This is a genomic window from Streptomyces poriticola (assembly GCF_036689765.1).
Lineage (GTDB): Bacteria > Actinomycetota > Actinomycetes > Streptomycetales > Streptomycetaceae > Streptomyces > Streptomyces poriticola.
The window spans coordinates 1-26,024 of record NZ_JBAGKH010000048.1 but is presented as its reverse complement, the minus strand read 5'-3'; the positions used below and the strand labels follow the sequence as shown (position 1 = coordinate 26,024).

Here is a 26,024-nt window from a genome sequence, read left to right as displayed (position 1 = left end):
CTCGAACGGCTGGGCTACCGACTCTCCGCCTGAACGATTGCGCAGCAGACTCGGCCGCACGGTCAAAGCACCGCCCCTTCTCGGTGATCCTGTTCGGAGCACGCCTGGGAGTTCCGCCCCGCTGGCGACGGCCCACGGCCTGCGCGACTGCGCCCGGCTGTCCGCGGCGAACCGCTCGTGCAGGCGGGGCCGCATCGCGGCCAGCGCGCTGCACTCTTCGATGGATCCGCCCGTCCGTGCACCGGGTTCCCGGTCCGTCGAACTATGTACTCCACATCATTCAGCGGGGTGAGGATTGGACCACACTCCGTTCCTACGCTGAAGGAGATCCCGGAAACGGTGCGCCCGGCACCGGTTCACGTGCCCGAAGGAGAGTAACCACCCATGAGTCAGGCGTCGAAGAACCTGGTCGAGGGAGTCGTCACCTTCGTGATCGGCCTGGCGTTGAGGTTGTTCGCGGACGGCGTGGAGATCCCCGTCTTCACACTGACGAAGGTCGGAGTCGTGCTGATGTGCATCGGAGGCGTGCTCATCCTGTTGGGTCTGTTCCAGACGGTGCGCAAGTCGGATTCGGTGAAGGGCAGTCAGGGGTAGTTCTCACGGTATCTCCTGTGACGCTGTACGAAAGGTGTGACGTGATAAAGGTCGCCGTGGTCGACGACGAGGCCCTGGTGCGAGCCGCGCTCCGCCAGATACTCGACTCGGCCGACGACATCGAGGTCGTGGCCGACTGCGACGGACGGGACGCACTGAGACAGGTGCACATGACGAGACCCGGCCTGGTCCTCGTAGACAGCGTGATGCCCGGCGTCGACGGGATCCAAGTCGTCCGCGCCGTCCGCGCGCTTCCGGAGCCGCCGGCCGTGGCCATGCTCACGGCCTTCGACAGCGGTGAGCTCTTCACCGACGCGCTGCGCAGCGGCGTCGCCGGGTTCCTCTTGAAGGACGCGGACCCCGACACTCTGGTCGACGCGGTCCGGGTGCTGGCCGCTGGCGGCAGCGTCCTCAACCCCCACGTCCGGCACACCTTCGCGGACGTGCTCCGCCCGCAGGAGGCGGCGATGCCCTCCCGTGCCACAACGGCGCTGACCCGCCTGACCGAGCGGGAGCGCCAGGTGCTGTCCCTGGTGGCGATAGGGATGTCGAACGCGGAGATCGCCGCGCGCCTCGGCATCGGAACCGCAACGGTCAAGGACCACCTCCGCTCACTTCGGCTCAAGCTCGGGGTCAGGACCCGGGTCGCCGTGGCGGTCGCGGCCTACCAGATGGGGCTCGACACGCTCCCGGGCCGGTCATGCGCCGCACCCTGACGAGGGAGTCCGTGCCGCGGCTGGCCGTCATCGCGATCGCGGCGGCCGAGATCTGGGCCACCCGTTCCCTGGGCAGTCCGTCGGCGCTGGCCGCCGGCTGTCTCGCGGTGGCGGCGCTGACGGTGCGCGGCCGGTGGCCGGTGTGCGCGCTTCTCGCCACGTTGCCCGCGCTGTCCCTGGGCTACGTATGGCTGGCGCCGATGGCGGCGCTGTACTCGGTGGCGCTGGTGTCAGGGGCCGCGGCGACCGTGTGCTGCGCGGGCGCGGTCGCCGTCGTGTCCTTCGTGCCGTGGCCGCACCTGGGGCCGGTGAGCTTGGGGCCGTCGGCCGTGGCTCTGGCGCTGATGTTCTCCAGTCTGGTCTCCGGCACGCCCGTCGTGCTGGCCAGGCTGGTCGCCTCGCAGCGCGAACTGCGGGCCCGGATGGCGGAGCTGGCCGTGGCCAGAGCCCGGGAGGAACAGCTTGTGAGCGGACAGACGATCCTGCGGGAGCGGGTCCGTCTCTCGCGCGACATCCATGACACCGTCGCCCACCATCTCAGTCTCATCACGCTGCAGACCGGTGCGCTGGAGGTGGCCGTGCCTCCCGAGCGGCGCCAGGACGCCGCACGGGTCCGCAGATCGAGCCAGGCGGCGCTGGCGGACCTGCGCCGCCTCGTCGCCCTGCTGCGGGCCCCGACGACGGATGGCACGGAGGAGGTGTCGCCGCCGGGCTTCGCGGACCTGCCCGCCCTCATCACGGCGGGGGGACCGCTGGTCACCGGCGACCTGGAGTGCCTCCCCAGCCTGGACTGTGCGCCGGAGCTCCAGGAAGCGGTGTTCCGGGTCGTGCAGGAGTCGCTGACCAACGCGCGCAAGCACGCACTGGGCGGACTGGTCACGGTGCTCGCGCGGCGGACTCCAGCCAGCCTGGAGGTGCAGGTGCGCAACCGGCGCGGCAGGGGCCGACCAGCATCTCACGGCCAGGGTGACCGCGGGGGCAGCGGGATCCAGGGCATGCGCGAGCGTACGGCCTCTCTGGGGGGGACGCTGCGGGCTCACCGGCTCCCCGACGGCGGCTTCTCGGTGCGTGCGTCCTTCCCCCTTCCCGCGTCTGCGGTAACCGAACGGGGGCCCGCGGCCGCAGGCACTCTGTGACAGTTTCCATCACTTGCTTTACAGGTTGTGACTCCCCTCCCAGGATGTTGAAATACTGTATGACCAAGAATGACGTGATCAGGGGGAGCACATGTCAACTCGAACGGACCTCGCAGGATTCAAGGCAGCGATCACACCGCACATCGCACTCGCGGCAACGGACGAGACCGCCCTGCGCGCCGCGCCCCGCACCACGGGCGACTCCCTCCTGGCTGCTCCGCCAAGCACGGCGCGGACCATCAACGAGGCGATGAGCACCGTCCTCGAGGCGGTCTTCGCCACACTCCCCGGCGAGCTGCGCGGTACTGCTCCCCTGTACATGCTCTGCGACGACTACAGCGTCTTCGCCGCGCGCCGCCTCGTGACGCGCTGTCATGACACAGAGCGGCGCCTGCGGCCCTCGGACTCAATACGGCCGGAGACCTCCGAGCTCGTCCGCCCCTATCTGACGGAGGCCGGGCACCATGGGAGCTGCTACCTGCTGGCAGGGGTCTCCGCCGGGGCGGTCCTGGAGCTCGTCTCGTCGAGCGGCCACCCGGCAGTCGTGGTGTGCGAGCCGGCGCTGCTTCCCGGTGACGACCCGCACCACCGGGACTGTCTGGCCGTCGCCGCCGCATGGGCCCCGGACGGCGAGCTGCCGGCCTTGCCCGCCATGTCCCCGTCCACTCCGTCCGCCCTGCTCAACGCCCTGTCGACGGGAAGGCAGTCCTAGCATGCGCGACATCGTCATCAGTGGCATCGGGCTGGTCACGGCCTTCGGCCCCGGCACCGACGCCTACGTCCGAGGGCTGCTGGCGGGCCGCTGCGCGCTCAGCCCGGCGCGGCGCTTCAGCGCGACGGCGTACCGGGGACACGCGGTCGGCGAGGTGAGCGGCCCTGTGCCGGACACGGTCCCGCGGCGCCAGTCCTACATGCTGGCCGCGGTTGAGGAAGCAGTGCGGGCGGCGCGCCTGACCGCCCTGCCGGACGGCACCCGGATGGTCCTGGTCGGCCAGTCCCCGCTCCCGTCCGGCCCCGCGGCCGCCGACCCGGAGCAGCGTGAGTTCATGGGACCCACACCCGACGGCCTGCTGGGCACCGGCCCAGCACTTCACATCACCCAGGCCTGTGCCTCGGCGCTGTTCGCGGTGAGCCTGGCGCGGGAGATCATCCGGTCCGGCACCGCGCCCGCGGTCGTCGTGGCGGGCGGGACGGCGCTCAACCTCTACGAATACGCGAGCCTCGACGTGGTACGGGCCTTGGCAAAGGAACCGGCTCGGCCGTTCGACGTGGAACGACAGGGCATCTCGCTCGGCGAGGGCGGCGGCGCCCTGGTGCTGGAGCACGCCGACCACGCCCGGCGGCGGGGGGCCAGCACCGATCTCGTCGTCGCGGGACTCGCGAGCCGCCTGGCCGGCGGGAAGGCTGTCGCCTCCGACGAGGGCGTCGTGAGCGCGTGCATGCGCGCGGCCCTGGAAGACGCTGGCGTCGACGGCGTCGACTATCTGCACGCCCACGCCACCGGCACCCAGCAGGGCGACGCCGCGGAACTGCACGCGGCCGAGAAGATCTGCGCCGAGAACGGTACGACCCGACTGCCGGTCAGTTCGCACAAGGGAGCCGTCGGGCACCTGTTGCACATCTCCGGCGTGGCCGCGATCGCTGCGACAGCCGCGGCCCTGCGCACCGGCACCGTGCCGCCCACGACCGGGCTCCAGACGCCCGAGGCCACGAGCCGGGTCGCCCTTCCCACCCGGGCCGAGCCGGGCCACTCACTGTCCCACGCAGCCGTGAACAGCTTCGGTTTCGGCGGCAACAACGCCTGCCTGGTGCTACGCCGCGCGTGACGCCCGGAAGGGGCACGGCCGGCGCGGCCGACCGTGCCCCGACAGCGCCGGGTCGCGGCGTTCAGCCTCCGGCCACGCCGATCAGCCGGCGCAGGGCCGTGGTGTCCACCTTGCCGTTGAGGCTGACGGGGAAGCTGTCGACCACATGGACGGCGTTGGGCTGCTCGAACTCGGCGAGATGAGGCGCGAGGCGGCGCCGCCACGTGAGCGCGGAACCTCCCTCGGGATCCGCGACGACGAAGTGCAGGGCGTGACCGCGCCGTACGTCGTCGACGGCGACCACCTTGATCTGCCGGCCGCATCCCTCCGCCTTGCGTTCCAGGCTTTCCGGGAAGATCGTGTAACCCAGGCGGTGCACCGCCTGGTCACGGCCCCCGACCCACAGCCGGCCGTCCTCGTCGAGGTGCCCCACGTCTCCGGTGCGGAACCAGTCGCCGTCGGCCGGCCGGAGCGCGCCCTCCTCGGTGAGGTAACCCTCCATCCGTCCCGCGGAGCGCACCTCGATGCTGCCGAATTCACCGGGAGCGGCCGGCCTCCCGTCCGGTGCAGTGATCCGCACCGCCACGCCGGGCAGGGGCCGCCCACAGGCGACGGGATCGGCGGGGGTGGCGAGCGCCACGTTGCCGAGCTCGGAGAGTCCGTAGCCGTCCAGGAGGGGTGCGCCCATCCGCGTCCGGAACGCCTCGGCCAGGGGGGCGGGCAGTGGTGCGCCGCCCACCCCCCAGACGCGTACGCCGCCGAGCCCAGCGCGCACCGCGGGGCGGCGACGCACCAGGCCGAGCAGTGCGTGATACGTGGGCGGGGCAGCGTCCACGCAGGTGACTCCGTGTGCGACGGCCTGGCTGACGGCCAGGTCGAGTCGCTGGTACGGGGTGACCAGCAGAGTGCAGCCCACGCGCCACCACAGCAGGAGCACCGACAGCCCGTACTGGTGGGAGAAGGGCAGCAGGGGCGCCGTCACGTCCTGCGCGCGGTAGCCCATGGCCAGGACGGTGCGATCCGTGTTGTCCAGTACGGCGTTCCCGGACTTGACGATGCCCTTGGGCCGGCCTGTCGTGCCTGAGGACCAGAGCACGGCCGCGTCGCGCCGCCGGAACCAGGCGGACAGGTCCACCTCGCCCGGCTCCGGCGCCAGTCCCCCGCCCAACTCCTCGATGAGCAGGACCCGGCCGTCGACCGGGTCGGTCCCGGGACGACGGTCCGTCAGCATCCAGCGGGCGCCGGACTGACGGGCCGCGGCATGCGTGTCGGCGGGAGACTGCCGGTGGTCGACGGGCACCAGGGAGACGTCGAGCTGCATGAGGCTCAGCAATGCCTCGACGTACTCCGTCGAATTGTCCGCCTGTACGAGGACGCGGTCGCCGCTGCGCACTCCGCGCCGTGCCAGATCGGCCGTGACGGCGTGCACGCGCCGCCGCAGCGCCGCGGACCGGACGGGGCCCGCCGCTCCGATCAGGCCGGGTCCTGCCTGTCCTGGTTCCGTCACGCTGCCCTCCACTCTATTCATCGCTTGTCATCTAGAGTAATACTTAGTCATGTCATAGTCACGTGGAGCAGAGGGGAACGGAATGACGGGGCGGCACACCGTGCTAGTGACCGGAGGGAACCGCGGGATCGGCCTGGCGGTGGCCCGCAGGCTGGACGAGGCCGGGCACCGGGTCGTCGTGACCTACCGGGACAGCCCGCCCGAGGGGCTGGACGCGGTGCGCTGCGACGTGACCTCGGCACGCGCCGTGGACGAGGCGTTCACCGAGGTGGAGCGCCGCCATGGGTTCGTGGAGGTGCTGGTGGCCAACGCGGGCATCACCCGGGACGCCCCGGTCGCCGTAATGACCGAGGAGCAGTTCCGGCAGGTTCTCGACACCAACCTGACCGGCGCCTACCGCTGTGTACGCCGGGCCGTGCCCGGCATGCGGCGCGGTCGCTGGGGGCGCATCGTGATGATCGGCTCCGAAGTGGGGCAGTCCGGGAACGCGGGCCAGGTCAACTACGCCGCGTCGAAGGCGGGTCTCGTCGGCATGGCCCGTTCCCTGGCCCGGGAACTCGGCTCGCGGGGTATCACCGTCAACACCGTCGCACCGGGGCTGATCGAGACCGACATGACGGGGAATCTGCCGACCCGTCACAAGGAAGGCCTTCTGGCCCTCAATCCCGTCCCACGGGCAGGCAGGGCGGAGGAGGTCGCGTCGGCAGTGGCCTGGCTCACGGGGGACGAAACCGGCTATGTCACCGGCGCGGTGATCCCCGTGGACGGCGGCATGGGCTTGGGAGCGTGAGGCGTTCGGCCCCCTTCCGGCCCCCACGCGACTGCGAACGGGACGTTCACCCCACGATGTGCCGCCCGCCGTCCGCGTGGATGATCTCCCCCGTGGTCGCGGGGAGCCAGTCCGACAGCAGGGCGAGGCAGGTGCGGGCAACCGGGCCGGCGTCCCCCGCGTCCCAGCCCAGCGGGGCGTCCGTGTCCCACTGCTTCTCGAAGGCCTCACCGTCCCCGCCGATGCCCCGCGCGGCCAGAGTGCGCAGCGGCCCCGCCGCGACGAGGTTCACCCGCACGCCCCGAGGCCCGAGGTCTCGGGCCAGATAGCGCCCGCACGCCTCCAGGCCCGCCTTGGCCACGCCCATCCAGTCGTATCCCGGCCAGGTGCGGGCCGCATCGAAGTCGAGGGCGACCAGGGACGCCCCGGGGCGCAGCAGCGGTCCGGCGGCGACCGCCAACGCCTTGAGCGAGTACGTCGAGGTGTGCACAGCGGTGGCGACATCCGTCCACGGCGTGTCGAGGAAGCGGCCGTCGAGACAGCTCACGGGCGCGTGGGCGATGGAGTGGACCACGCCGTCCACGCCGTCGAGGTGCGCGCCCACCCGGTCGGCCAGGCTGGAGAGCTGCTCCTCGTCGGTGACGTCCAGGTCCACGACGGGTGCGGGGGCTGGTAGACGGCGGGCGAGCCGGTCCACGAGCGACCGGCGACCGTACGCAGTGAGCACGATCCGGGCACCCTGCTGCTGGGCGAGACGCGCGACGGTGTAGGCGATCGATCTCTCACTGATCACTCCGGTGACGATCAACTGTTTTCCGTCGAGCAGACCGCTCATCCCGTTCTCCTGGTCTCGTCGTACCTGTACCGGGCACCCACGCGCGCCGGTGCGGGCCGGGGGACAGTCCCGCACCGGCGCGTGAACGGGTCAGCAGTTGTTGCTGATGGTGCTGCCCAGGGCAGCGGCCTCCTCGGCAGGGGCCTCAAGGCCCTGAAGGTCGAGAACGGTCGACATGGCTGTCCCTCCTCTCCGGTGGCTCGAAAGGGTCACGGTGGCGGGAGCATGACGGCGGCCCGGGCATTCGACGCTCACCCGGGGCCGCCGACCGGCCCGCGCGTCAGCCGCAGTTGTTGCTGATGGTGCTGCCCAGGGCAGCGGCCTCCTCGGCAGGGGCCTCAAGGCCCTGAAGGTCGAGAACGGTCGACATGGCTGTCCCTCCTCTCATCGGTTCGGTCGGTCGGAGACCGGACGGCAGGCCGTCCGGGGCTCGGGGGACGCGGGCCCGCACGGAGCCAGCGTCATGGCGCGAGGAACGGCAGGAAACCGCGTCGGCCGTCCAGTGCCGCGGACAGCGCGAGCAGGATCCCGGCGTTACCGGTGGCCAGGTCCATCGAGAGCCGGCGCAGCTGCTCACCGGGGAAGGCGAGCTGTCCCTCGTAGGACAAGGCGTGCCAGTGCAGACGCGCCAGGTGCCGCTCGACGTAGGGAACGGTGTCCGGATGCCGGCTGGCCACCGCACTGAGGACGGCCAGCAGGCCCGCGCGGCCGGCGAACAGGTGCGGCTCGAGGGTGAACTCCGGGCGAGCAGCGCGCAGCAGCCGGGGAAGAGCATCGGTCAGACGGAGGTCCGGACGGTGCTCGAGCAACTCGGCCGCCACGAGGGCAATGCCAGCGCTGCCCACGGCCAGGTATGGCAGTGTGCGGAAGCCGCCGTCGACCTGGAGCGATCCGTCCTCGGCTGGCACGCACAGATCGAGGTCACGGTGCACGGCGCGGACCGCCAGGTCCAGGTGGGCCGGGTCCCCGGTACTTCCGTACAGGCGCAGGAAGTACAGGGCGACGCCGGACCAGCCATGCAGCAGACCCGCACGGCTGCCGCGGCCTGGTCCGGCCCCGATGCGGGGAGCCGAGCTCCGCTCGACGCCCTCGGCGAGCCGGGCGGCGAGAGCGAGGGCCCTTCGTCGGTGCCCGTCCGATCCGGCGCGCGCGGAGAAGTCGAGCAGGTTGAGTCCGATGCCGGACAGTCCGCCGTAGAGGCCGAGGTCGCTGACCGCGTCGACGGCGGCGCCCGGCCCATCCAGCAGGCGCAGGGCCTCCTCCCGGCGGTCGAACCGGTCCAGCACGTAGGCGATGCCGTGAGCTCCGTCGAAAAGGCCGGGCGGCAGCGTACGGTCGTCCCGTACCGCGGTGACCAGCCAGTCCTCGTGCTCGGGGTAGCGGCCGGCACCGGTGGTGTGCAGGGCCCACAGGACACCCGCCGTGCCGTGGGCGAGGTTGCGGCCGCCCGTGGGGAACTGCCGGACGTCGCCGGGGAAGAGCCGGTCCTCCCGTTCCGGGGTTGCGCTGAGCAGGATCGCCGTGGCCAGCGACTTGCGGACGGCCGTCCAGTCGGGGGCCGGGGTGTCCAGCGCCACGGCCGGGGGCCTGCGCAGGGACACCGGCACCCGGGCCACGCGGTCGGTGTCGGGCGCGAGGGTGCGCCGGGCCACGTCCAGGCTTCCCGACGCGAGGCCGAAGCGCCGCTCGACCAGATCCGCGTAGGCGGCGGTGCGTCCCGGGTCGAGTTCGGCGAGCGCGGTGAGCGGGAAGAGCAGCCACACCCGCAGAGCGGCGAGCGCGTACCGGTCGATGGCGAAGCCAGTGCGGCCCGATCCGGAGAACCCGGGATCACCCATGCCGAGCCGTTCCGCCTCGGCCACTGGGCCCGTCAGCTCGAAGTCGACCAGAGCCACCTGGTCGTCATCGTCCACCATGACGTTGGACGGATGCAGGTCGCCGAAGACGAGGCCGCGGGCGTGCACCTGGTCGATCAGCCCGGACACCCGGTCGGCGACGTCCCCCGCCCGCTGTGCGTACGACCGCAGGTCCTCCGCTGCGGGGTCGGCCTTGGTCAGCGGGTAGTGACGGGCGACCCAGGTCTGCAGGGTCTCACCCGGCATCCGCTGCACCGCGAGGAAGTGGTGCTCCCAGAGCCGGTGGTGGCCGTAGAGCTCGGGGATGCCGGGGATCCCGGCCAGCTTCTCCAGGGCGGAGCGCTCCCGTTCGAGCCGGGTGACGGCGTCGCGGCCGCGTCCGTCGAGGCCGGCGTGTGGCCTGGCCTCCTTCAGCACCACGGACCGCCCGTCGGAGGGCCGACCCACGTAGACCCCGCCGCCGTTGGAGAAGTGCAGGGCGCGTTCCACCTGGTATGGGAAGTCGTCGCCGGTCCCGGCGGCACGGCGGGCGGCCATGTGCGGGGCGAGGAAGTCCGGGAGTTCCACCCAGTCGGGCACCGTGAAGACCGGGCGCCGGTCGTCCGGCACGAGGGCGCCGTCCGGCCGCTCGACGGCGGGCACGGGTGCCCCATCCGGGCCGGCGCAGTAGCGGTCCACGAAGCCGCCGTAGCGCAGGTAGACCGGGCCGTCGCCCCACCTCAGGTCCGTCAGAATGTACGGGCCGGGGATGCCGTGGAGCAGGTCCGCGAGCGCCCCGGCGGCCTCTCGCAGCTGCCGCTCGTCCGAGGGGTAGACCGTGACGATCTTTCCGCTGGCCGATCGCGGCGCGTACTTCAGGCTGTGGGTGGTCACCACCCCGCGGCTGCGCAGGAACTTGAAGGGGAGACAGTGGGCCACACAGTGGTCCCAGCACAGGTCGATGACGCGCTGGGCGGTGTCTGGCAGACCGGAGACGTGGATCTTCCATCCCTGTGCGGGCATCGCGTGTCCCTCGGGGGTGTGGACCACCCACACCCCGCGCTCGGTGCGCCGCCAGCCGGGCGGGGCCGGGCTGAGGGTGCGGTCGAACACCGAGGTGTCATCCGGGCTGTACCGGGTGCCCGTGTCGTAGAAGACGGGGTCGGTCTGGCAGTAGGCCTCCGCCCGGGGCCGGCTGTTCATCGTGCCTCCGCCACGGCCGTGAGGGCGGCGTCCGCGTCGGCGTCCTCCAGCAGGAGCTGGATCGACGTCTCGGAACGCGGGTGCCGCAGGTGGCTGAGGATGATGTCCAGCGCATCGGCCTTGATGGACTCCGGGATCACGTCGGGCCGTACGAAGGACGGGTCGCGCTGCTCCTGGCGGTCCAGGGAGTCGTAGTACTCGTACCGCAGCAGCGACCATACCGCGGCGTGATGGTAGGTGCCGTCGAGGTAGTGGTGGTCGCGCAGGATCCCCTCCAGCACGAAGCCCGCCCGGGTCACCATGCGCAGCACGCTCTTGTTGTAAAGGGCGGTGGTGAACTGCATCCGGTGCGCGTTGCGGGCGTGGAACAGATGGTCGATGAGGAGGTCGAACGCTTCGGCTCCCAGGCCCTGCTGCCACAGCGCGGGGTCGCCGATGGCCCCGCCGATGGCGTAGTTGCCGACCGGTCCGTGCTGGCGGTAGTTGACGGTGCCGACGGTCCCGCCGTCATGGGTTCGCACCGCGAACTGCCGTACCTGCCCACCGCTGTTGAGCCGCTTGAGGTCCTCCGGGGTGATGTACTCCCCCGCGTCGGCGGTCAGTACGGCCGCCTGGGAGGCCGGCCCCAGCCAGTCCGCCATCAGTTCGTACTCGGCGTCCGTGGGCCGATCGAGGCTGACACGCCTGCCCCTCATCCCTCTTCCCCCTGGTTCTCCTGGACGCGGTCCGTGCCGCGGGCCTCGCGTACGACGAGCACCGCGTTGTGTCCGCCGAAGCCGAACGAGTTGCTGATCACCACGCGCGCGTCATGCCGTCGCGCCCGGTGGGGTACGTAGTCGAGTTCCGGGTCCTCGGGGTCGTCGCAGTTGACCGTGGGCGGCACCACGCCGGTGCGGACCGTCTGGAGCGCAGCGATGAGTTCCACCGCGCCGGCGGCGCCGATCATGTGCCCGGTCATCGACTTGACGGAGCTGATGGGGATCGCCAGCGCGCGTTGCCCGAACACCTCACGAATCGCCCCGCTCTCGATCCGGTCGTTGAGCGGGGTGCTGGTGCCGTGGGCCGAGATGTGGTCGACGTCCTCGGGTCGCACCCCGGCGTCGGCCAGTGCCTCGGTCATCGCCCGCCGCACGTCCCGCCCGTCGGGGTGCGGATGCGTGGAGTGGTAGGCGTCGGTGGTGACGCCGTAGCCCGCCAGTTCCCCGAGGACGGTCGCGCCCCGTCGGACAGCGTGCTCTTCGGCCTCCAGGACGACGATCCCCGCTCCGGCGCCCATCACGAAACCGTCGCGCTCGCGGTCGAAGGGGCGGCTGGCGCGTTCCGGCCGGTCGGTCCGCCGGGAGAGCGCCCCGATGTTGGCCGAGGTCGCGAGGTCGAGGGGATTGACTGCGTCGTCGCTGCCGCCGGCCACCACGACTTCGGCATAGCCATGGCGGATCAGCCGCATCGCGTCGCCGATGCACATGGCGCCGGTGGCGCATGCCGCCACCATGGCGCCGGAGGGGCCCCGGGCGCCGAGCCGGCTCGCGATCTCCACCGTGGCGCTGTCCGAGGAGCCGGCCGAGGCGAAGTAGGCGTTCATGCGCCGGCGCCCCGAGTCCCGCAGGGCCAGCACGGCATCCCGGGTGAAGTGGCCGGCGCCGTACCCGGTTCCCGCCACGACCGCGGTCCGGGCCGCGAGGTCCTCCGTGACGGTCAGACCGGCCTCCTGCACCGCCTGCATGGCGGCGGCGAGGGCGAACTGGGCGAACCGGTCGAGCCTGCGTCCCACCCGGTTGGGCATGTAGGTGCGGGCGTCGAAGTCCACCACCTCGCCAGCGAAGCGGGTGGGGAGCGTGTCGGGGTCGTAGCGGGAGATGACCCGGATGCCGCTGCGCCCGGCGACCAGCGAGTCCCAGAAGTCCCGGGTGGTGAGGCCGATCGGTGAGATCACTCCGGTACCCGTAATGACGACACGCCGACCGGCCGGGTCGCGTGGCGTGGCGGTCATGTCCGTCTCCTTCTCGTCCGCCGCCCCGGGCGGGGCGCAGGTCTGGTCGGTGCCGCACGGGGCGACGTCGGAACGCTGACACAGACCCGTCACATCTGTCAAGGAATGTGACTCTACATTGACATACTCGGTGAGAGTGTGTTCACATCTACTACTACGAGCAGTCACAGAACATGACAACCGGCAAGGAGTACTGATGACCCGCTGGAGCACACTGCTGCTCGACGAGGCGTCCCTGAAGGAGATGCCGGACCTGCCGTTCGACCATGTGATGAACCACGCCGACCTGGTGGCAGCCGAACGTCCCAAACCCCATAAGCTCTACGAGCGCTGGGAGAAGCAGCAGTGGTCGGCTCAGGCGATCGACCTGGAACGGGACCGCGTCGCCTTCGGCTCCGAGCTGCCGAAGGGCACCCGGGACGCACTGGCCGAATCCATCGCAACCTTCATCACCGGCGAGTACACCGGCCTCGACCTGCTGGGGCCGATCCTGACGGGAGCCCCGGAGGAGGTCGACCACCTCTACCTCGGCACCCAGATCGCCGACGAGACCCGGCACACGCAGTTGATGCTGCGCTTCGGCGAGGAGCTGCTGGGACTCGACCGGGATCCGCGCCGCATGCTCGTCCAGGCCTGGGACATGCTGACGCCCTCTCACCGCGAACTCAGCATCATCGAGGCCCAGATCGTGGGCGAGCTGCAGGCCCACCCATCCGACTACCGGCGCTGGCTGCGAGCCGTGACCCACTTCCACCTCGTCACGGAGGGCGTCCTCGCGCTGGTCGGCCAGCGGGCCATCCTCAACGCGCTGCACGAAACTACGCTGCTGCCCGGTGTGAAGGCGGGCTTTACGGCCATGTGCCGCGACGAGTCACGGCACGTCAGCTACGGCCTGCACGCACTGCGCCAGGGCGTGCAGGAGGGCTACGGCGACGAGATCCGCGAGATCGTGGAGCTGACCGCGCCCATCGCGCTGCGTATCGACACCGACAGCGAGACCGTCGAGGAACGGGCCGACGGACTGACCATGACGGACCTCAGCGTCCACAGCCTGCGCCGCCAGCTCAACCTGATCGGCATCGAGCGGGAGTTCACAGAGAACGTCATCCAGCGCGCCCTACGCCCCACGGCCACCGCCGATTCCGACTGACCTCACGTCCGGAGTCCGGCGCTGCCCGCCGGACCGAGCACCGCACCCCTCATGAAAGGCAAGTACATGACGCGTGAACAGATCGTGGCCGCCTTTGCCGACATCCTCAACGAGGTGGCCGACGTGGAACCCGCCGATGTCACCGAGGGCAAGTCCCTCGGCGACGAACTCGACGTCGACTCGCTCGCCATGGTGGAGATCATCGTGGCGGTAGAGGAACGCTTCGGCGTCGAGCTTCCCGAGGAGGAGCTTAAGGAGCTGCGTCTCGTCGCCGACGTGGTCGGCCGGATCGAGAAGCAGCTCGCCCCTGCGTGACCCACGGCTCCGGCCTCCGGGCCGGAGCCCGCACTTCTCGCCGGCCTACTTCCCGGTGCGGTCCCGGCGCGGAAAGAAGGTAAACGACCAGGACCACAGCGTGTCGATGAAGTACAAGGTCACCCACACGCGGCTCACGTCGGGCAGCATCCCGAGCAGCCTCAATACCCCCTGGCCTGCCACGAAGACCGCAGTGTGGACGTACCAGCGCCGGCGCTCGGTGCGCGCGGTCCACGGCGGCCGGACGCGGGCGCTGCGGCCCCGCCGGTCCACGGGTGCCGACCGGCCCGTCCTCACCGGCCGCTGCCGCCTCCCACCGCGGCGCATCGGGTACGTCGGTACCAGGAACTCCGGCCCGGTCGCCCACAGCAGCCTGCCGCCCGCCCGGCCTTTCGCCGGACGGGCCCTGCGGGGCACCGAGCCCGTCAGCGCCGGAGCGGGTGACGGGCGGCAGCCCCAGAGCCCCGATCGCGTACGGGACCGCCGCCGCGCCACATCCGAAGGCGGCGGCAGCCACCAGGCACGCCACGGCCCAGCCAGCCCCCTCGTAGACCTGTCCGAGCAGAGCGGTGCCCATCACCGCGCCTGCCAGCCGGGCACTCGCATACCGGCCGATACCCCGGCCCGGGCGGTCCTCCGCGACCGCCGCCACGGTCGCCTGCTCGACGGGGATCTGGGCGGCTAGACAGGCGGCGGTGAGCGCCCACAACGCGCTGACGGCGGCTGGCGACGACACCACCCCAAGGCCCCCGGCGAACAGCGCCCCCGCCGCGAAGGAAACGACGAGCGTGGCGGTGCGTCCGATGCGGTCGGTGATGCGATGCGTGTGCTCCGGCAGCAGGATGAGCACCAGGTAGCCAGGTGCGAAGACGCCGGCAACCCCGATCGGCTCCATCCCCAGCTCCTCCTGGAGCCGCAGCAGCACCATCCACAGCCCGGCCTCGGCGGCCGAGGTGAGCGCCGTGACGCCCGTCAGCGCTGTCATGCGCCGTACGGGAACGGAGCCCTCCGGCTTCCCGTCGGACGGGGTCCCGGCGCGTACATCGGCCGGAGCCGTCACGAGCCTGACCGCGGCGAGCGCGCACACCGCGCACCCGGTCCAGAACAGCGCTGGATAGCCCCCGCGGTCCAGCAGGCCGAAGGCGACGAGGTAGCCGACCAGGGCTCCCTTGCCCTCGGCCGACAGCAGGGCACCGTAGGCCGCGGTGTGGGCCGCACCGGGCAGGCCGGCCGCGATCCAGGTGCGCAGCGCGACCCAGAACAGGGCACCTCCCACGCCCCCCAGCGCTGCCGCAGCGAAGGCCATGGGCAGCGAGCCGGCCACGGCGTAACCGGCGAAGGACACGGCGTACAGCGCCGCCCCGCCGGCCGCGACCCGCCGGGGATCGCGCCGGTCGCACAGCTGACCGGCTAGGGACCTGACCAGCAGAGAGAGCAGCGCCTCCACGGCAATCAGCGCTCCGACCTCGGCCGCTCCGGCGTGCAGCCCGGACCCCGCCCACAGCGGCAGGAGGAAGTAGAGCACTTCGGCCGGGGCCCCGACCAGCACCGCGGCCGACAGCAGCCGGCGGTCCGCCCGGGCCCCGGCGCCGGAGGCCGGGCCGGATGGCTCCACCCCGCTCACGCGGCGAGCGCCGTCTTCGGCGAGATCACTCGGGTGGGGAAGGCCCGGTTGCTGATCCGGGCGAACATGTTGCGGGGCCCGGGGATCCACACCCGGTCACCGCCCGCCCGACTGATGCCGTCCATGACGGTCCGCCAGTGGACAGGGGTCGTCCAGCCGTTCAGAAGGTCCTGCTTGATCTCCTCCCCGCTGGTCAGACAGCGGCCGTCCACGTCCGAGATCATCGGGATGCTGGTGTCGTGCCAGGTGGCGGTGGTGTAGACCTCGTCCGCGAGGCGGTCCCGCAGCCCGGCCAGGGCGGAGCAGTGCTCGGCCCGGTCGACGGTGTAGAAAGGCATTCCGCCCTCTTCCCGCACTCGCTGCTCGAAGCGGACGAGGGTGTCCTGGTGTGCGGACACCGCGTGCACCGAGGCGTCGAACGCGACGGACAGTTCCATCCACGAGCCCTGTGCCCGGAACTCCTCGATCAGCTTTCGCACGGTGTCGTAGGAGAGCTTGTAGAAGAAGTGGCAGCCGATCGGTTCCGGCTGGGAGGAGAAGTAGTCCTGCTCCACCCGCACGCTCCGGACCATCAGCCGCAGCGCGTCCGGGTAGCTGAGGGCCCCGGCGCGCACGGCCGCCATGACGGCCCCGTAGCTCTGGCCGCCGCACAGCTCCGGCCGCTCACCGTAGTGCTCCTCCGCCCAGTCGGCGAGCGCGAGGGTCAGGGCCATGTACCCGCTCTGGTAGACCTCCCAGTCGTAGATGGACGCGTTCCGGTACGCCTCGACGAGGGAGTAGCCGAGGACCTCGTCGGCCTCGGCGAATCGGCGCGCGGCGTGCCTGTGGGTGGTCACGAAGTCGCCGATGGCGTCGTACCGGGTGGGCGTCAGCCCGGGGAAGAACAGCACCAGGGACACGTTCGTCTTCCTTCGCTCGTCAGTCCTGCTCGCCGGCGGGCGCCTCGCGCTGCGGGAAGTCTCCGCCGGGTGTCTCCACGCCGGGCGGCACGTCGCCGAGCGCCACCGCAACCTCGACCACGGTCGGCACGCCTGAGGCGCACTGCTCCCATGCCTTGCGCAATATCCCCTCCAGGTCGCCCCAGGAGTCGACCCGCCAGTGTCCGATCCCCAGGGAGCGGGCGAGTTCGCCGGTCCCCGTGTCCCGGTCGGCGACGAACGTGAACCTGGACGATCCGCCGGAGACCTGGTCGAGGTTGGTCTGCAACCAGCCGTAGCCGCCGTTGTCCAGGACCACGTACAGGACCGGGCTGCCGCTGTCCGCCAGCGTCGGCAGCTCGCTGCGGAACAGGTGGAAGGCGCCGTCGCCGGCCAACGCGACCACGGGACGCCCGGGCTGCGCGTGGGCCACTCCGACGGCAGCCGCTGCTCCGAAGCCCAGGGGAGTCTGCTCGCTGGGTACGACGGACCCACCACGGGAGCCGCAGGACCAGTGGGGGAAGTGGTACGACCACATGTCCTGCAGCCCGTTCTCCTGGACCAGGACGCTGTCGTCCGGTACGACGTCGCGCAGCGCGTCCAGCACCTGCACGACGGCGGGGCGCGTCGACAGAGGGGCCGCAGCCGCTGCGGCACTGCGGGCCCGGGCGCGCGCGTGCAGTTCCGCACGGGCGGCGCGCACCCGTTCCGTCCAGGAGGCGGCCGGGGCTCCGAAAGCGAGAAAGCCCGCCCAGCCGGAGACCGTCCGGGCCACGTCGCCGAGCACCGCGCGGCCCCGAGGGCCGCCGACGAGGGTCTGCTCATCGGCGGTCACCTGGATCACCGGCGCCTCGAACGGCTCCGGCCAGCCGAAGGTCGCTGTCTCCTCCAGCCTGCTGCCGAGCGCGATGACCAGGTCGGTCTCGGCCCACAGCCGGGCGGCGGGGCCGGTGCTGTAGAGGCCGGCGACGCCGCAGAACAGGGCGTGGTTCTCGTCGAGGGAGCCACGCCCGGAGGCGGTGCAGAACATCCCGGCGCCGATCAGCTCGCCGAGCGTCTCGACGCGACGGCCCGCGTTGCGGTGCCGGGTACCGCCACCCGCGAGCAGTAGTGGCCGCCGGGCGGTGGCGATGAGGTCGGCGGTCTCGCGCAGGACGTCGCCGTCGGGGGCGAGCCGGTGCGGTGCGGCTGTCCCGCGCAGGATCCGGGGGGCCGGGGGCGTTTCCTGGATCTGTTCCGCGATCTCGACGTAGACCGGCCCCGGAGTGCCGTTCAGGCAGATCGCAGTCGCCTTCTCGAGGACGGCCGGCAACTGGTCCGCACGGTCGACCCGGGCCGCCCACTTCGTGAACGGCCGTACGGCCGCCATCTGGTCGAACTCCTGGAAGGCGCCGGTGCCGAGTCGGCTCAGCGCGGTGCCGTCGGCCACCAGGATCACCGGCGCTGCCGCGGACCGTGCCTCCAGCAGCCCTGTGAGGGCGTTGGTGAAGGCCGGCCCCTTGCCGACGGCACACACGCCGGGGGTCCCGGAGGCCAGGGCGTAACCCACGGCCATGAAGACGGCGTTGCGTTGGTCCCGGCACAGCACGACATCGACGTCCCGGTCCTCGACGGCGGCGAGCAGCGCCATGTCGTCGCCCGGCAGGGCGAACACGGTCCGGGTACCCAGGTGTTCGAGATGGTCGGCAATCAGGGTCCAGGGCCGGGACCGGTGGGCGGGCTGGTTCATCGGGCGGCCTCCGGCAGATGGTCGGCGACGGCCTTGGAGATCAGTACGGGTTCGGCCCAGAGCGTCTCGCCGTCGGTGATGTAGTTGGCCTGGCGTCCGTGGCCGCCGAACGGTGCGTTGCCGTCATCGACCGTCAGGAGCGTGGCGTCGACGGTCACTGTGGTCCTGCGCCGCAGGGCATCGGTGAGGGCGGGCGCGTCGCCGTAGACGCTGGCCCCGAGGGCGCGTTCGGTGAAAGGGCCCGTGGTGAGGGTCGCGGCGAGGCTGCCGGCGTCGTCGTAGCCCACGACGTTGAAGACGGGAGCGAAGAACTCGGGCACGTGCGTGCGGGGCGTCACGCCGTCCGCGACGACCACGACGGGGTCCAGGCGGCGGCTCGCGAAGTCGACCGCTCCGCCGTGCACGATGGAGGCCCGGTTGCGGGCCAGGAACACGGCAGTCTCCTCCAACGCGCTCTCGTAGAAGAGCGGGCCGTAGTCGGTCCCGGGGTCGTCGTAGGGGCCGTAGCGCAGTTGCTCCAGGCGGGCCACAAGCGCGTCGAGGAAGGCAGGGAGCAGCGATCGGTGGACACAGAACAGGTCGGGCCCGAGACAGTCCTGGCCTGCGTTGAGCATCCGCACCTCGACCGCGTCGTCGACCGCCCGGGCGAGGTCGGCGCCCGGTGCGACGACGAAGGGGTTGACGCCGGCGCCCAGATGGAGGAAAAGCTGCCCCGGGGAGAGCTGGGCCCGGATGCGTTCGGCGTTGCGGTAGGAGCCGGTGAAGACCACGACCGCGGCGGGTCCGGCGTGCTCGGCGACGAAGCCCCGCTGGCTGGCGGCGGCGAGCCGCACCGGCAGGCGGTGCCGGCGGGCCAGCAGGTCGTGGAGCCGGGCCGTCTGGTCGCGGACCTGGCTGGACGGCCGGAACACGACACGCTCGGCGTACAGCGACGGGACCAGAAGGTAGAGCACGTACGAGTACAGGATGACGTTGGACGGCATGAACACGGCCACGCTTGGCACCTTGCCGGGGCGGTAGGTGCGCATCTCCTCGGCGGCGCCTTCGAGGGTGTCGACGGCCGCCTCGATCTCGTACCGCGCCGCGCGGTGGGTGGAGATCTCGCACAGGAGGCGATGCACAGGTCCCGGCTCCTCGACGAGCAGGTCACGGACCGACCGCAGAGCCTCGAGCCGGTCGGCGTACGGGATGTCGAGTGTCGCGGCCGCGCCGGCGGGCCGGACCAGAGCCGATGTCATCTGTCCCCCTAGAAGCGAACTCTCGGAAACAGAATCGAGTGTCCCCACAGAGTCACGCACTGTCAAGAGAAGTCAATCTTCGTGACTCATCGAGTCGGTGGAACGCCGGTGCCGTCGCACACGCCGCCACGACGGCCAGATACGCCGCCGAGATCAGCAGCACGGTGGGGCGCAGCCCCAGACCGGAGACCAGGACGACGGCAAGGGACGATCCGAGCGGCACCGCGGTCAGCGCCAGGGCGTCGACGGCGGTCACGACCTGGCCGTAGCGTCCGTCCGGCACCGCGCACTGCAGTGCCGTCGCCCGCACCGGCGCCACGGGCGCTGCCACCGCGCCGAGCACCGCCAGCAGCCCCGCGGCGACCGGCAGCGGCGGCAGCGCCGCCAGCGGTGCAAGCAGCAGGCCGGCGCAACACCCGGCGGTCAGATAGGTACGGCGCCGGCCGAGCCGGTGCCCCACGGCCGCATATCCGAACAGCCCCACGGCCGTCCCGGCACCGAACGCGGTCAGCAGCACACCGAGCTGCGCCGCGCTGCCGAGGTACTGATACGCGTAGGTGACCAGCACGACCCCGCTGAAGCCGCTGTCCAGGCCGTTGAAGGCGGTCGACGAGGCGGTCAGCGCGCGCAGCAGAGGGTGCCGGCGCAACGTGCGCAGACCACTGCGCAACCGGGCCGCGTAGCCCTCCACGCCCGCCGCCCCGGGGCGCCCGGCGACGGCGGGCACACCGAGCGCGACGACCAGCGCGGCGAGACCGCAGGCGGCGGCGTCGATCAGCAGGACGCCGGCGGTCCCCGCCACGGCGACGGCAAGGCCGCCCAGCGTCGGGCCGCACAGGTGGCTGATCTGGCGCACCCCGGACAGCAAGGCGTTGGCCCGCTCCAGCGGCACGCCGGCCGACCGGGCCAGGGACGGAACGAGTCCCGACACCGCCGCGACCCCGGGGATGTCCAGCAGGCTCGCCATGAGGACGAGGCCGAGCAGGGCGCCGAAGTCCAGGCGCCCGGCGGCGTGCAGCAGGGGGACGGCGCCCGCAGCCGCGCCTCCGAGCACATAGGAGGAGACCGCCATCGCCTTGAATCCGACCCGGTCCACCAGGGGGCCTGCCGCGAATCCCGCCAGGCCAGCTCCCACCGAGGCCACGGCGACCACGAATCCGGTGCGCGCCACACTGCCGGTGGTCTCCAGGACGAACCACGGGACGGCGACGACGATCATGGCCTCGCCGACCGACGCCACGGCCACCGCCCCGAGGAGAGCGGCCAGGCTGACCCGCCCGCGAACCCTCAGCCCCTGCTTCGACTTCACAGCAAATGACTCTAACATGACTGCTTTTGACAGCCTTTTCCTCTGCCGGAGCTTCGAAGCCGAGGCCAAGCTCGCTAAACTGCTGGTCAAAGATACTTACTCATCCACACAACCCCTGAGCGAGCGATTACGGTGACGGTCGAGCAACCACACTTCGGGCAACAGGTGAGGCAGATTCGCCGCGCACAGGGGCTGTCACAGTCGGACCTGGCGGGCGACACCATGTCCCCGAGCTACATCTCCCTGGTCGAGAGCGGTCGGCGGGCACCCAGCCTGAAGCTCGCCCGGGCGATCGCCGAGCGCCTCGACATGCCAGTGGAGGTGCTGCTCGCCCCCCAGGAACCGGAGCAGCACCCGCCGCACCGACTCGGCGTCGTGGGCCGACTGGTCGCCGCCCGCGCCCACCAGCTCGCCGGCGACTGGGACGTGGCCCACGACGAGCTGACCGGCATCATCGCACTGCCCGGCGGACCGGAGCTCGACGACGTGCGCTGGGAGGCACGCTGGGAACTGGCGACCACTCTGGGCCGGCTCGGGAAGTCCGAGGCCCGGGAGCAGACCCTCCGGGACCTGCTGGCCGATCCGCTCACCAAGTCCTCCCCCCTGCTGCACATCCGGGTCGCGGTGGAGACGGCCCAGGCACTGAAGGACGTGGGGAACCTGACGGAGAGCGCCCGGTTCGCCGAGGAGGCGCTCCGGCTCGCCCGGACCGCCGAGCCGCCCGCCCTTGTCGAGAGGGCCCAGGCCGAGACGGTCCTCGTGTCGGTGTGCACCGCGAGCGGCGACTGGGAACGGTCCCGGGAGCTGGCCGACGGACTGGTACGCACGGTGCAGGGCGTCCCCGGGGGCCGGCTGCGGGCCACGGGGCTGTGGGCGGCGGCAGGCGCCCACTACGTCAACGGGCGCGCCAAACCGGCCCTGGCCCTCATGGCCGAGGCCGAGCAGACCATGGCGCAGGCCGGCGATCTGCCGCTGCGTGCCCGGCTCCAGCTGGCGGCGGGGCTGTTGTACATCGCCGACGGTCGGCTCGACGCAGCGGACCCCCTGCTGCGACAGGCCGCACAGGCTGCGGAGCTGGTGGGCACCCCCGAGGACGGCGTGCGCCTCGCGGCGGCCCGGGCGCTCGCCTCGCTGCGTCGTGACGACCCGGCCGAGGCGGGCCGACAAGGCGCCCTGGTGGACGCCGGCCTCTCCGCGCTAGCCGTGCTGGACCGGGCGCGCTGCACCGTGGTCACGGCCCGGATCCACCGGGCCCGCGGTGAGGAGGACACGGCCCGCGAGCGCTTCCATTCCGCCGCCGCCCTCTACGAGGAGGCCGGTGCCTACCGCATCGCTGTCACGGTGTGGCGGGAACTGAGCGCCGCGGACGCGACGGCGGGCGCGACGGCCCCGGGCATCGATCCGCATGTGCTGCTCATGCCGTGATCGGCACCCGGTCGAGCTGCCAGACGAAGACCTCCCGCACGGGACACGAGGTGGCCACCGACACCACGACCCCGGCGTCGTCCGGCACATCGTGCACATAGGCGACGTTCGGTCCGTGCCACGTGGACGGACCGGCGTCGGGCACCACGACTCTGCCCTCGCGCCCCTCGCACAGCACGTCCACCAGGCCCGCCCGGGAGAAGCCTCCGCCGGACAGACGCAGGGTGGCCTCCTTGCGGGTCCACAGCCGGGTAAGCCGACTGGCCCGCAACTCCACCGGCGCCGCCGCGATGAAGGACCGCTCGGGGGCACTGAACGGCAGCAGTGACGGGGCATCCACGCGGCCGGGAACCCGGTGCCCCGCGATGGCCACCGACATGCCGCGCGCCAGGGCGACGTATTGGCGCTCCTTGTCGGCACATACCGCGATGTCCACATCGCCGTCCGCCCCGGCTACCCGTCCGTAGGGGTCACTGGTGAGAACCGCTTCTTCGGTGTCTGCCAGGAGCCAGCTCAGTAGAGCCCGCCAGGGAGCCCGGTGCTGGCCCGCCTCCGGGTGTCGGGCGGGCCCGGCCAGCGAGAAGACGTGGACCGCCTCCCCCTCGGGTACGCACTGCACCGGCGGTTTCGCGCACGTCTTCGCTCCGCGTATGACGCACCCCCGTAATCCGCACATGGATTCATCCCCTTGAAGCTGAATCAGTCGGCAAGAAGATCATGTCAGTCGACCGCGTAGACGTTCTAATACCAGGGGACGATCTGACACCCCCCCCATCGGTGGGGTGGGAAAGGGGAAGGCTGCATGATCCGGGTGTACGTATCCGGCGAGCCCGAGGACGGGGAAACGCTGGCTGGGATCCTCCGGACGCTCCCCGGTCTCACACCCCTGCTGTCCGGCGGGACCGAAGAGGACGCGCGCCGGGTGCCGCCAGGCACTGACCTCCTGCTCCTGACCGCACGGCGGTGCTCCCCAGCGATACCGGAGACGCTACGGCGGCTGCGTACGGCACCCGAGGCGCCGCCGGCCGCCGTTGTCACCGCGACGAACCAGGACGCCTACGTCGCCGACTGCCTGACCGCTGGTGCCGCGGGCATCCTGCACCACGACATCGCACCGGCTCTGCTGCTGTCCGCCGTTCGGATACTCGTCGCGGGCGGAAGCGTCCTGTTCCAAGACCCCCGGACAGCCGTCCTCCCTCTGTCCGGTGCCGCCGCTCCTTCGGCCGCGGTGTCCGCGCAGGCCGCGGTGTCCGCGCAGGCCGCGGTGTCCGCGCAGGCCGCGGTGGAGCGCCTGACCACGCGGCAACGAACGGTGCTCCACCTGCTGGCCATCGGGCTCACCAACGCCGAGATCTCACGGCGGCTAGGCATCTCGGGTGACACGGTCAAGGAACACGTACGCACGGTGTTCCGGGAACTCGGCGTTCCACGCCGGATCACCGCCGCCCTGCTGGTGCACCGCGCGGGCTTGCTCGACCGGCTGCGCCCCGATACGACCTGAGGGCCCGGCACAGGGGTGAGCGGAGCGTGTCGCGTGCTACATCCTTCGATGTAGGCCGACGGGTGTTCCGGTTACACCTGCAAGAGGAGGCCCCACGAGAGCCGTCGTGCTGAGATGGAGCCATGTTGCCCGAGTTACCCCGGCCCCATCGAGACGATGTCCTGATCACGGCTGGCGGGCTGGCCGGAGGCGTGATGCTTTGGCATCTGGGTCTCTTCACGAACGTGCCCGCCCGACAGGACCCGGGCGTAATGCCGTTGCTCCCTCTGACCGTCATGGCCGCGGCCGAACTGCTGCGCCGGGTCGCCCAGCCCCTGGCTCTGCTGATGGCCGTCATCGCCGTCGCCGCCGACCAGTACTTCGGTTCGCTGATCGCCACCGTCCTGATGTTCACGGACATCGTGTACGCCAGCGTGGTGTACGGACCGCCCCGGACCGCACGTCAGGTGATCCCGGCCAGCATCCTGGTCACCGTCGGGCTCACGGTGTGGGCCCTGTCCGCGGTGCCGAGACCGGAATCGCTCCTCGTCGGCGTGGTCGCCGCGCTGGTCACCATCGCCCCGGCGTGGACCGGGCTCACCATCCGGCAGCATCAGGAGATCGCCGACGAGGAGCGGCTGCGCGCCGAAAAGGCGACGCTGCTTTCCGAGATGGAGCGGCGGCAGGCCGTGACGGCCGAACGAGGCGAAATGGCCCGGGAGTTGCACGACCTGGTGGCCAACCACTTGTCCGCGATCGCGATCCAGTCGACGGCCGCCCTGTCGCTGAACAGCCCGAAGGCCTCCACGGGCGCCCTCGAGGTCATCCGGACCAACAGTGTGCAGGCGCTCGCCGAGATGCGGCGGCTGATAGGGCTGCTGCGCAGTGGTGAGGCCGAGGACGAGGTGCCCTCCGCCGCCCCCACGCTGGCCGGGCTGAACACGCTCATCGACCGGGCGCGGGCGAGCGGGTCCACAAGCGGCCTCACCGTCGTCGTCGAGGACACGAGGGGCAAGGGGGCGCTGCCTGCCCCCGTCGAACCGGCCGCCTACCGCATCGTGCAGGAATCGCTGACGAACGCGCTGAAGCACGCCACTCCCGGGGTGGTGACCGTCTGCCTCGACTGCAAGGAGGGCGGCCCTCTCACCGTGGAGGTCACCAGCCCGTACAGCCCGCGTGCCGGCTCGCGCGCACCAGGCTCGGGGGCCGGCCTGGTCGGCATGAAGGAACGAGTGGCCCTGCTGGACGGGCAGTTCGAGGCGGGACCGGCCGGAGCCGCCGGCTCCGGACCGCCGACAGTGTGGCGGGTACGCGCCGCGCTGCCCGTGGAGGAGAAGGGACCGGTATGACAGAGGCGGCGTGGCACGGCTTGGTGGACTCCCCACCCGAGCGGCTCATCACGGTTCTCGTCGCGGAGGACCAGTCCGCCGTACGGGACGGCCTGGTCCTCATCCTGCGGTCCGCGCCGGATATCGAGGTGGTGGGCCAGGCATCGGACGGTGAGCAGGCCGTCCGGCTCGCGCGGCAGCTCCGTCCCGACCTCGTGCTGATGGACATTCAGATGCCGAAGCTCGACGGCGTCTCCGCGACCCGTCAGGTGGTGCAGGAGAAGAGCGCCGACGTCCTCGTCCTGACCACCTTCGACCTGGACGAGTACGTGTTCGGTGCGCTGCGCGCCGGCGCGGTCGGGTTCCTGCTGAAGAACACGGACGCCCAGGGGCTGATCGAGTCCGTACGGACGGTCGCCCGGGGCGAGGGGCTGATCGCGCCGGAGGTCACCCGCCGGCTGATCGCCGAGTTCGCGTCCCGGCCTGCCCAGTTGAAGGAGGGCTCGGTGGACTGCACGGTGCTGGAGAAGGACCCAGTGGACCGCTCGGTCCTCGACGCGCTCACCCGGCGAGAACGCGAGGTCCTGTCGTGCCTCGGTGAGGGCATGTCCAACGCCGCGATCGCCGACCGCCTGGAAATGGCCGAGGCCACCGTGAAGACGCACGTCAGCCGTCTGCTGGGCAAGCTGGGGCTGCGCAGTCGAGTGCAAGCGGCGGTGCTGGCACAGGAGTTGGGAATCTAGAGCGGGCCCGGAGACCACCCCAGGGACAGCGGTCCAGTGCCTCTCACCATTGGTCCAGAGCTTTCAGTCCTCGCACGGCATGCGGAACGCTCACCTGCTCGGTGCCGGGCAGGTCGCACCGGCCGTCCGCACGACCGCCGCTGCAGCTCTGGAGTGTCCAGGTCGGCAAGGGCGGCCAGGCCCACGGTCAGGTGGGCGAGGAGGCCCCGGGAGAAGTAGCCCTCGATGCCCCGGTATCGGGTAGCTGTGTTCGAGCATCGTGACCGCCCTGCCCCGCCGGGCAGTTCTTCGGCACCCTCCGACCCGTTTCCGCTGTTCAGACGTTCAGTCGGCGTGGCCCGGGGGACGCGGCGGCGCCTGGGAGCGGCTCATGCCG

Annotated in this window: 25 protein-coding genes; 12 read left to right on the top strand and 13 right to left on the bottom strand. The window is 71.6% G+C overall.

What is annotated here, in order from left to right:
• The first annotated feature begins 384 nt into the window (after positions 1–384).
• The 5 genes from V5O46_RS30450 to V5O46_RS30430 all read left to right on the top strand — a co-directional run bounded on the left by V5O46_RS30450 (position 385) and on the right by V5O46_RS30430 (position 4,272).
• Positions 385–594 carry a DUF5708 family protein gene (locus V5O46_RS30450; RefSeq protein ID WP_332887966.1) on the top strand — a complete coding sequence of 70 codons (210 nt, stop codon included), beginning with the start codon at positions 385–387 and terminating at the stop codon, positions 592–594.
• Positions 595–635: 41 nt separating this feature from the next.
• A complete protein-coding gene (locus V5O46_RS30445) occupies positions 636–1,310 on the top strand; it encodes a response regulator transcription factor (protein WP_332887965.1) in 675 nt (224 codons plus the stop codon).
• Positions 1,295–2,446: a sensor histidine kinase gene (locus V5O46_RS30440; protein WP_332887964.1), complete on the top strand. Its 1,152-nt coding sequence runs from the start codon at positions 1,295–1,297 to the stop codon at positions 2,444–2,446. The genes V5O46_RS30445 and V5O46_RS30440 overlap by 16 nt, the downstream gene beginning before the upstream one ends.
• A gap of 91 nt (positions 2,447–2,537) precedes the next feature.
• Positions 2,538–3,158 (top strand): hypothetical protein, encoded by a 621-nt coding sequence (locus V5O46_RS30435; protein WP_332887963.1) that lies wholly within the window; start codon positions 2,538–2,540, stop codon positions 3,156–3,158.
• A gap of 1 nt (position 3,159) precedes the next feature.
• Positions 3,160–4,272: a beta-ketoacyl synthase N-terminal-like domain-containing protein gene (locus V5O46_RS30430; protein WP_332887962.1), complete on the top strand. Its 1,113-nt coding sequence runs from the start codon at positions 3,160–3,162 to the stop codon at positions 4,270–4,272.
• A 61-nt stretch (positions 4,273–4,333) separates the two neighbouring features.
• On the opposite strand, the gene V5O46_RS30425 is transcribed toward V5O46_RS30430, so the two are convergent.
• Entirely contained in the window at positions 4,334–5,758 is a 1,425-nt protein-coding gene (locus V5O46_RS30425; protein ID WP_332887961.1) for a class I adenylate-forming enzyme family protein, read from the bottom strand.
• 82 nt (positions 5,759–5,840) lie between these two features.
• Between V5O46_RS30425 and fabG the strand changes: the two genes are divergently transcribed.
• Positions 5,841–6,548, top strand: coding sequence for a 3-oxoacyl-ACP reductase FabG (gene fabG / locus V5O46_RS30420; RefSeq protein WP_332887960.1), 708 nt, complete (start codon positions 5,841–5,843; stop codon positions 6,546–6,548).
• Positions 6,549–6,594: 46 nt separating this feature from the next.
• Here the strand turns inward: fabG and fabI are convergent, their stop codons facing one another.
• The 6 genes from fabI to fabF all read right to left on the bottom strand — a co-directional run bounded on the left by fabI (position 6,595) and on the right by fabF (position 12,390).
• A complete protein-coding gene (gene fabI, locus V5O46_RS30415) occupies positions 6,595–7,362 on the bottom strand; it encodes an enoyl-ACP reductase FabI (protein WP_332887959.1) in 768 nt (255 codons plus the stop codon).
• 90 nt (positions 7,363–7,452) lie between these two features.
• On the bottom strand, positions 7,453–7,539 hold the full coding sequence (locus tag V5O46_RS32040; RefSeq protein WP_408649084.1) for a class III lanthipeptide: 87 nt from the start codon (positions 7,537–7,539) through the stop codon (positions 7,453–7,455).
• Between the two features lie 103 nt (positions 7,540–7,642).
• Positions 7,643–7,732: a class III lanthipeptide gene (locus V5O46_RS30410; RefSeq protein WP_107452078.1), complete on the bottom strand. Its 90-nt coding sequence runs from the start codon at positions 7,730–7,732 to the stop codon at positions 7,643–7,645.
• Positions 7,733–7,823: 91 nt separating this feature from the next.
• Complete coding sequence (gene lanKC, locus V5O46_RS30405) at positions 7,824–10,400, bottom strand: class III lanthionine synthetase LanKC (protein ID WP_332887958.1); 2,577 nt, start codon at positions 10,398–10,400, stop codon at positions 7,824–7,826.
• On the bottom strand, positions 10,397–11,095 hold the full coding sequence (locus tag V5O46_RS30400) for a GNAT family N-acetyltransferase (RefSeq protein ID WP_332887957.1): 699 nt from the start codon (positions 11,093–11,095) through the stop codon (positions 10,397–10,399). Before V5O46_RS30400 ends, lanKC begins: the two co-directional genes overlap by 4 nt.
• Positions 11,092–12,390: a beta-ketoacyl-ACP synthase II gene (gene fabF, locus V5O46_RS30395; RefSeq protein WP_332887956.1), complete on the bottom strand. Its 1,299-nt coding sequence runs from the start codon at positions 12,388–12,390 to the stop codon at positions 11,092–11,094. Before fabF ends, V5O46_RS30400 begins: the two co-directional genes overlap by 4 nt.
• Positions 12,391–12,586: 196 nt before the next feature.
• Between fabF and V5O46_RS30390 the strand changes: the two genes are divergently transcribed.
• Together V5O46_RS30390 and V5O46_RS30385 are read left to right on the top strand one after the other, a co-directional pair.
• The gene (locus tag V5O46_RS30390; RefSeq protein ID WP_332887955.1) at positions 12,587–13,540 is read left to right on the top strand and encodes a ribonucleotide-diphosphate reductase subunit beta; all 954 of its coding nucleotides are present in this window, start codon (positions 12,587–12,589) and stop codon (positions 13,538–13,540) included.
• A 51-nt stretch (positions 13,541–13,591) separates the two neighbouring features.
• The gene (locus V5O46_RS30385; RefSeq protein WP_332887954.1) at positions 13,592–13,855 is read left to right on the top strand and encodes an acyl carrier protein; all 264 of its coding nucleotides are present in this window, start codon (positions 13,592–13,594) and stop codon (positions 13,853–13,855) included.
• Here V5O46_RS30385 and V5O46_RS30380 read toward each other — a convergent pair.
• The 5 genes from V5O46_RS30380 to V5O46_RS30360 are packed head-to-tail and all read right to left on the bottom strand — an operon-like array spanning position 13,791 to position 20,672.
• Positions 13,791–15,479 (bottom strand): MFS transporter, encoded by a 1,689-nt coding sequence (locus V5O46_RS30380; protein WP_332887953.1) that lies wholly within the window; start codon positions 15,477–15,479, stop codon positions 13,791–13,793. The two genes, V5O46_RS30385 and V5O46_RS30380, sit on opposite strands and share 65 nt — an antisense overlap.
• Complete coding sequence (locus tag V5O46_RS30375; RefSeq protein WP_332887952.1) at positions 15,476–16,378, bottom strand: ACP S-malonyltransferase; 903 nt, start codon at positions 16,376–16,378, stop codon at positions 15,476–15,478. Before V5O46_RS30375 ends, V5O46_RS30380 begins: the two co-directional genes overlap by 4 nt.
• Before the next feature lie 19 nt (positions 16,379–16,397).
• A complete protein-coding gene (locus tag V5O46_RS30370; RefSeq protein WP_332887951.1) occupies positions 16,398–18,125 on the bottom strand; it encodes a thiamine pyrophosphate-binding protein in 1,728 nt (575 codons plus the stop codon).
• On the bottom strand, positions 18,122–19,363 hold the full coding sequence (locus V5O46_RS30365; RefSeq protein ID WP_332887950.1) for an aldehyde dehydrogenase family protein: 1,242 nt from the start codon (positions 19,361–19,363) through the stop codon (positions 18,122–18,124). Before V5O46_RS30365 ends, V5O46_RS30370 begins: the two co-directional genes overlap by 4 nt.
• 52 nt (positions 19,364–19,415) lie before the next feature.
• Positions 19,416–20,672 (bottom strand): MFS transporter, encoded by a 1,257-nt coding sequence (locus tag V5O46_RS30360; protein WP_332887949.1) that lies wholly within the window; start codon positions 20,670–20,672, stop codon positions 19,416–19,418.
• A gap of 132 nt (positions 20,673–20,804) precedes the next feature.
• Between V5O46_RS30360 and V5O46_RS30355 the strand changes: the two genes are divergently transcribed.
• Entirely contained in the window at positions 20,805–22,097 is a 1,293-nt protein-coding gene (locus V5O46_RS30355; RefSeq protein WP_332887948.1) for a helix-turn-helix domain-containing protein, read from the top strand.
• On the opposite strand, the gene V5O46_RS30350 is transcribed toward V5O46_RS30355, so the two are convergent.
• Entirely contained in the window at positions 22,087–22,533 is a 447-nt protein-coding gene (locus V5O46_RS30350) for a 4'-phosphopantetheinyl transferase superfamily protein (protein WP_332887947.1), read from the bottom strand. The two genes, V5O46_RS30355 and V5O46_RS30350, sit on opposite strands and share 11 nt — an antisense overlap.
• Before the next feature lie 486 nt (positions 22,534–23,019).
• Between V5O46_RS30350 and V5O46_RS30345 the strand changes: the two genes are divergently transcribed.
• The 3 genes from V5O46_RS30345 to V5O46_RS30335 all read left to right on the top strand — a co-directional run bounded on the left by V5O46_RS30345 (position 23,020) and on the right by V5O46_RS30335 (position 25,648).
• Positions 23,020–23,598, top strand: a complete 579-nt coding sequence (locus V5O46_RS30345; protein WP_332887946.1) for a response regulator transcription factor — start codon at positions 23,020–23,022, stop codon at positions 23,596–23,598.
• A gap of 122 nt (positions 23,599–23,720) precedes the next feature.
• On the top strand, positions 23,721–24,926 hold the full coding sequence (locus V5O46_RS30340) for a sensor histidine kinase (protein ID WP_332887945.1): 1,206 nt from the start codon (positions 23,721–23,723) through the stop codon (positions 24,924–24,926).
• A complete protein-coding gene (locus V5O46_RS30335) occupies positions 24,923–25,648 on the top strand; it encodes a response regulator transcription factor (protein WP_332887944.1) in 726 nt (241 codons plus the stop codon). Before V5O46_RS30340 ends, V5O46_RS30335 begins: the two co-directional genes overlap by 4 nt.
• The last annotated feature ends 376 nt before the right edge of the window (positions 25,649–26,024 follow it).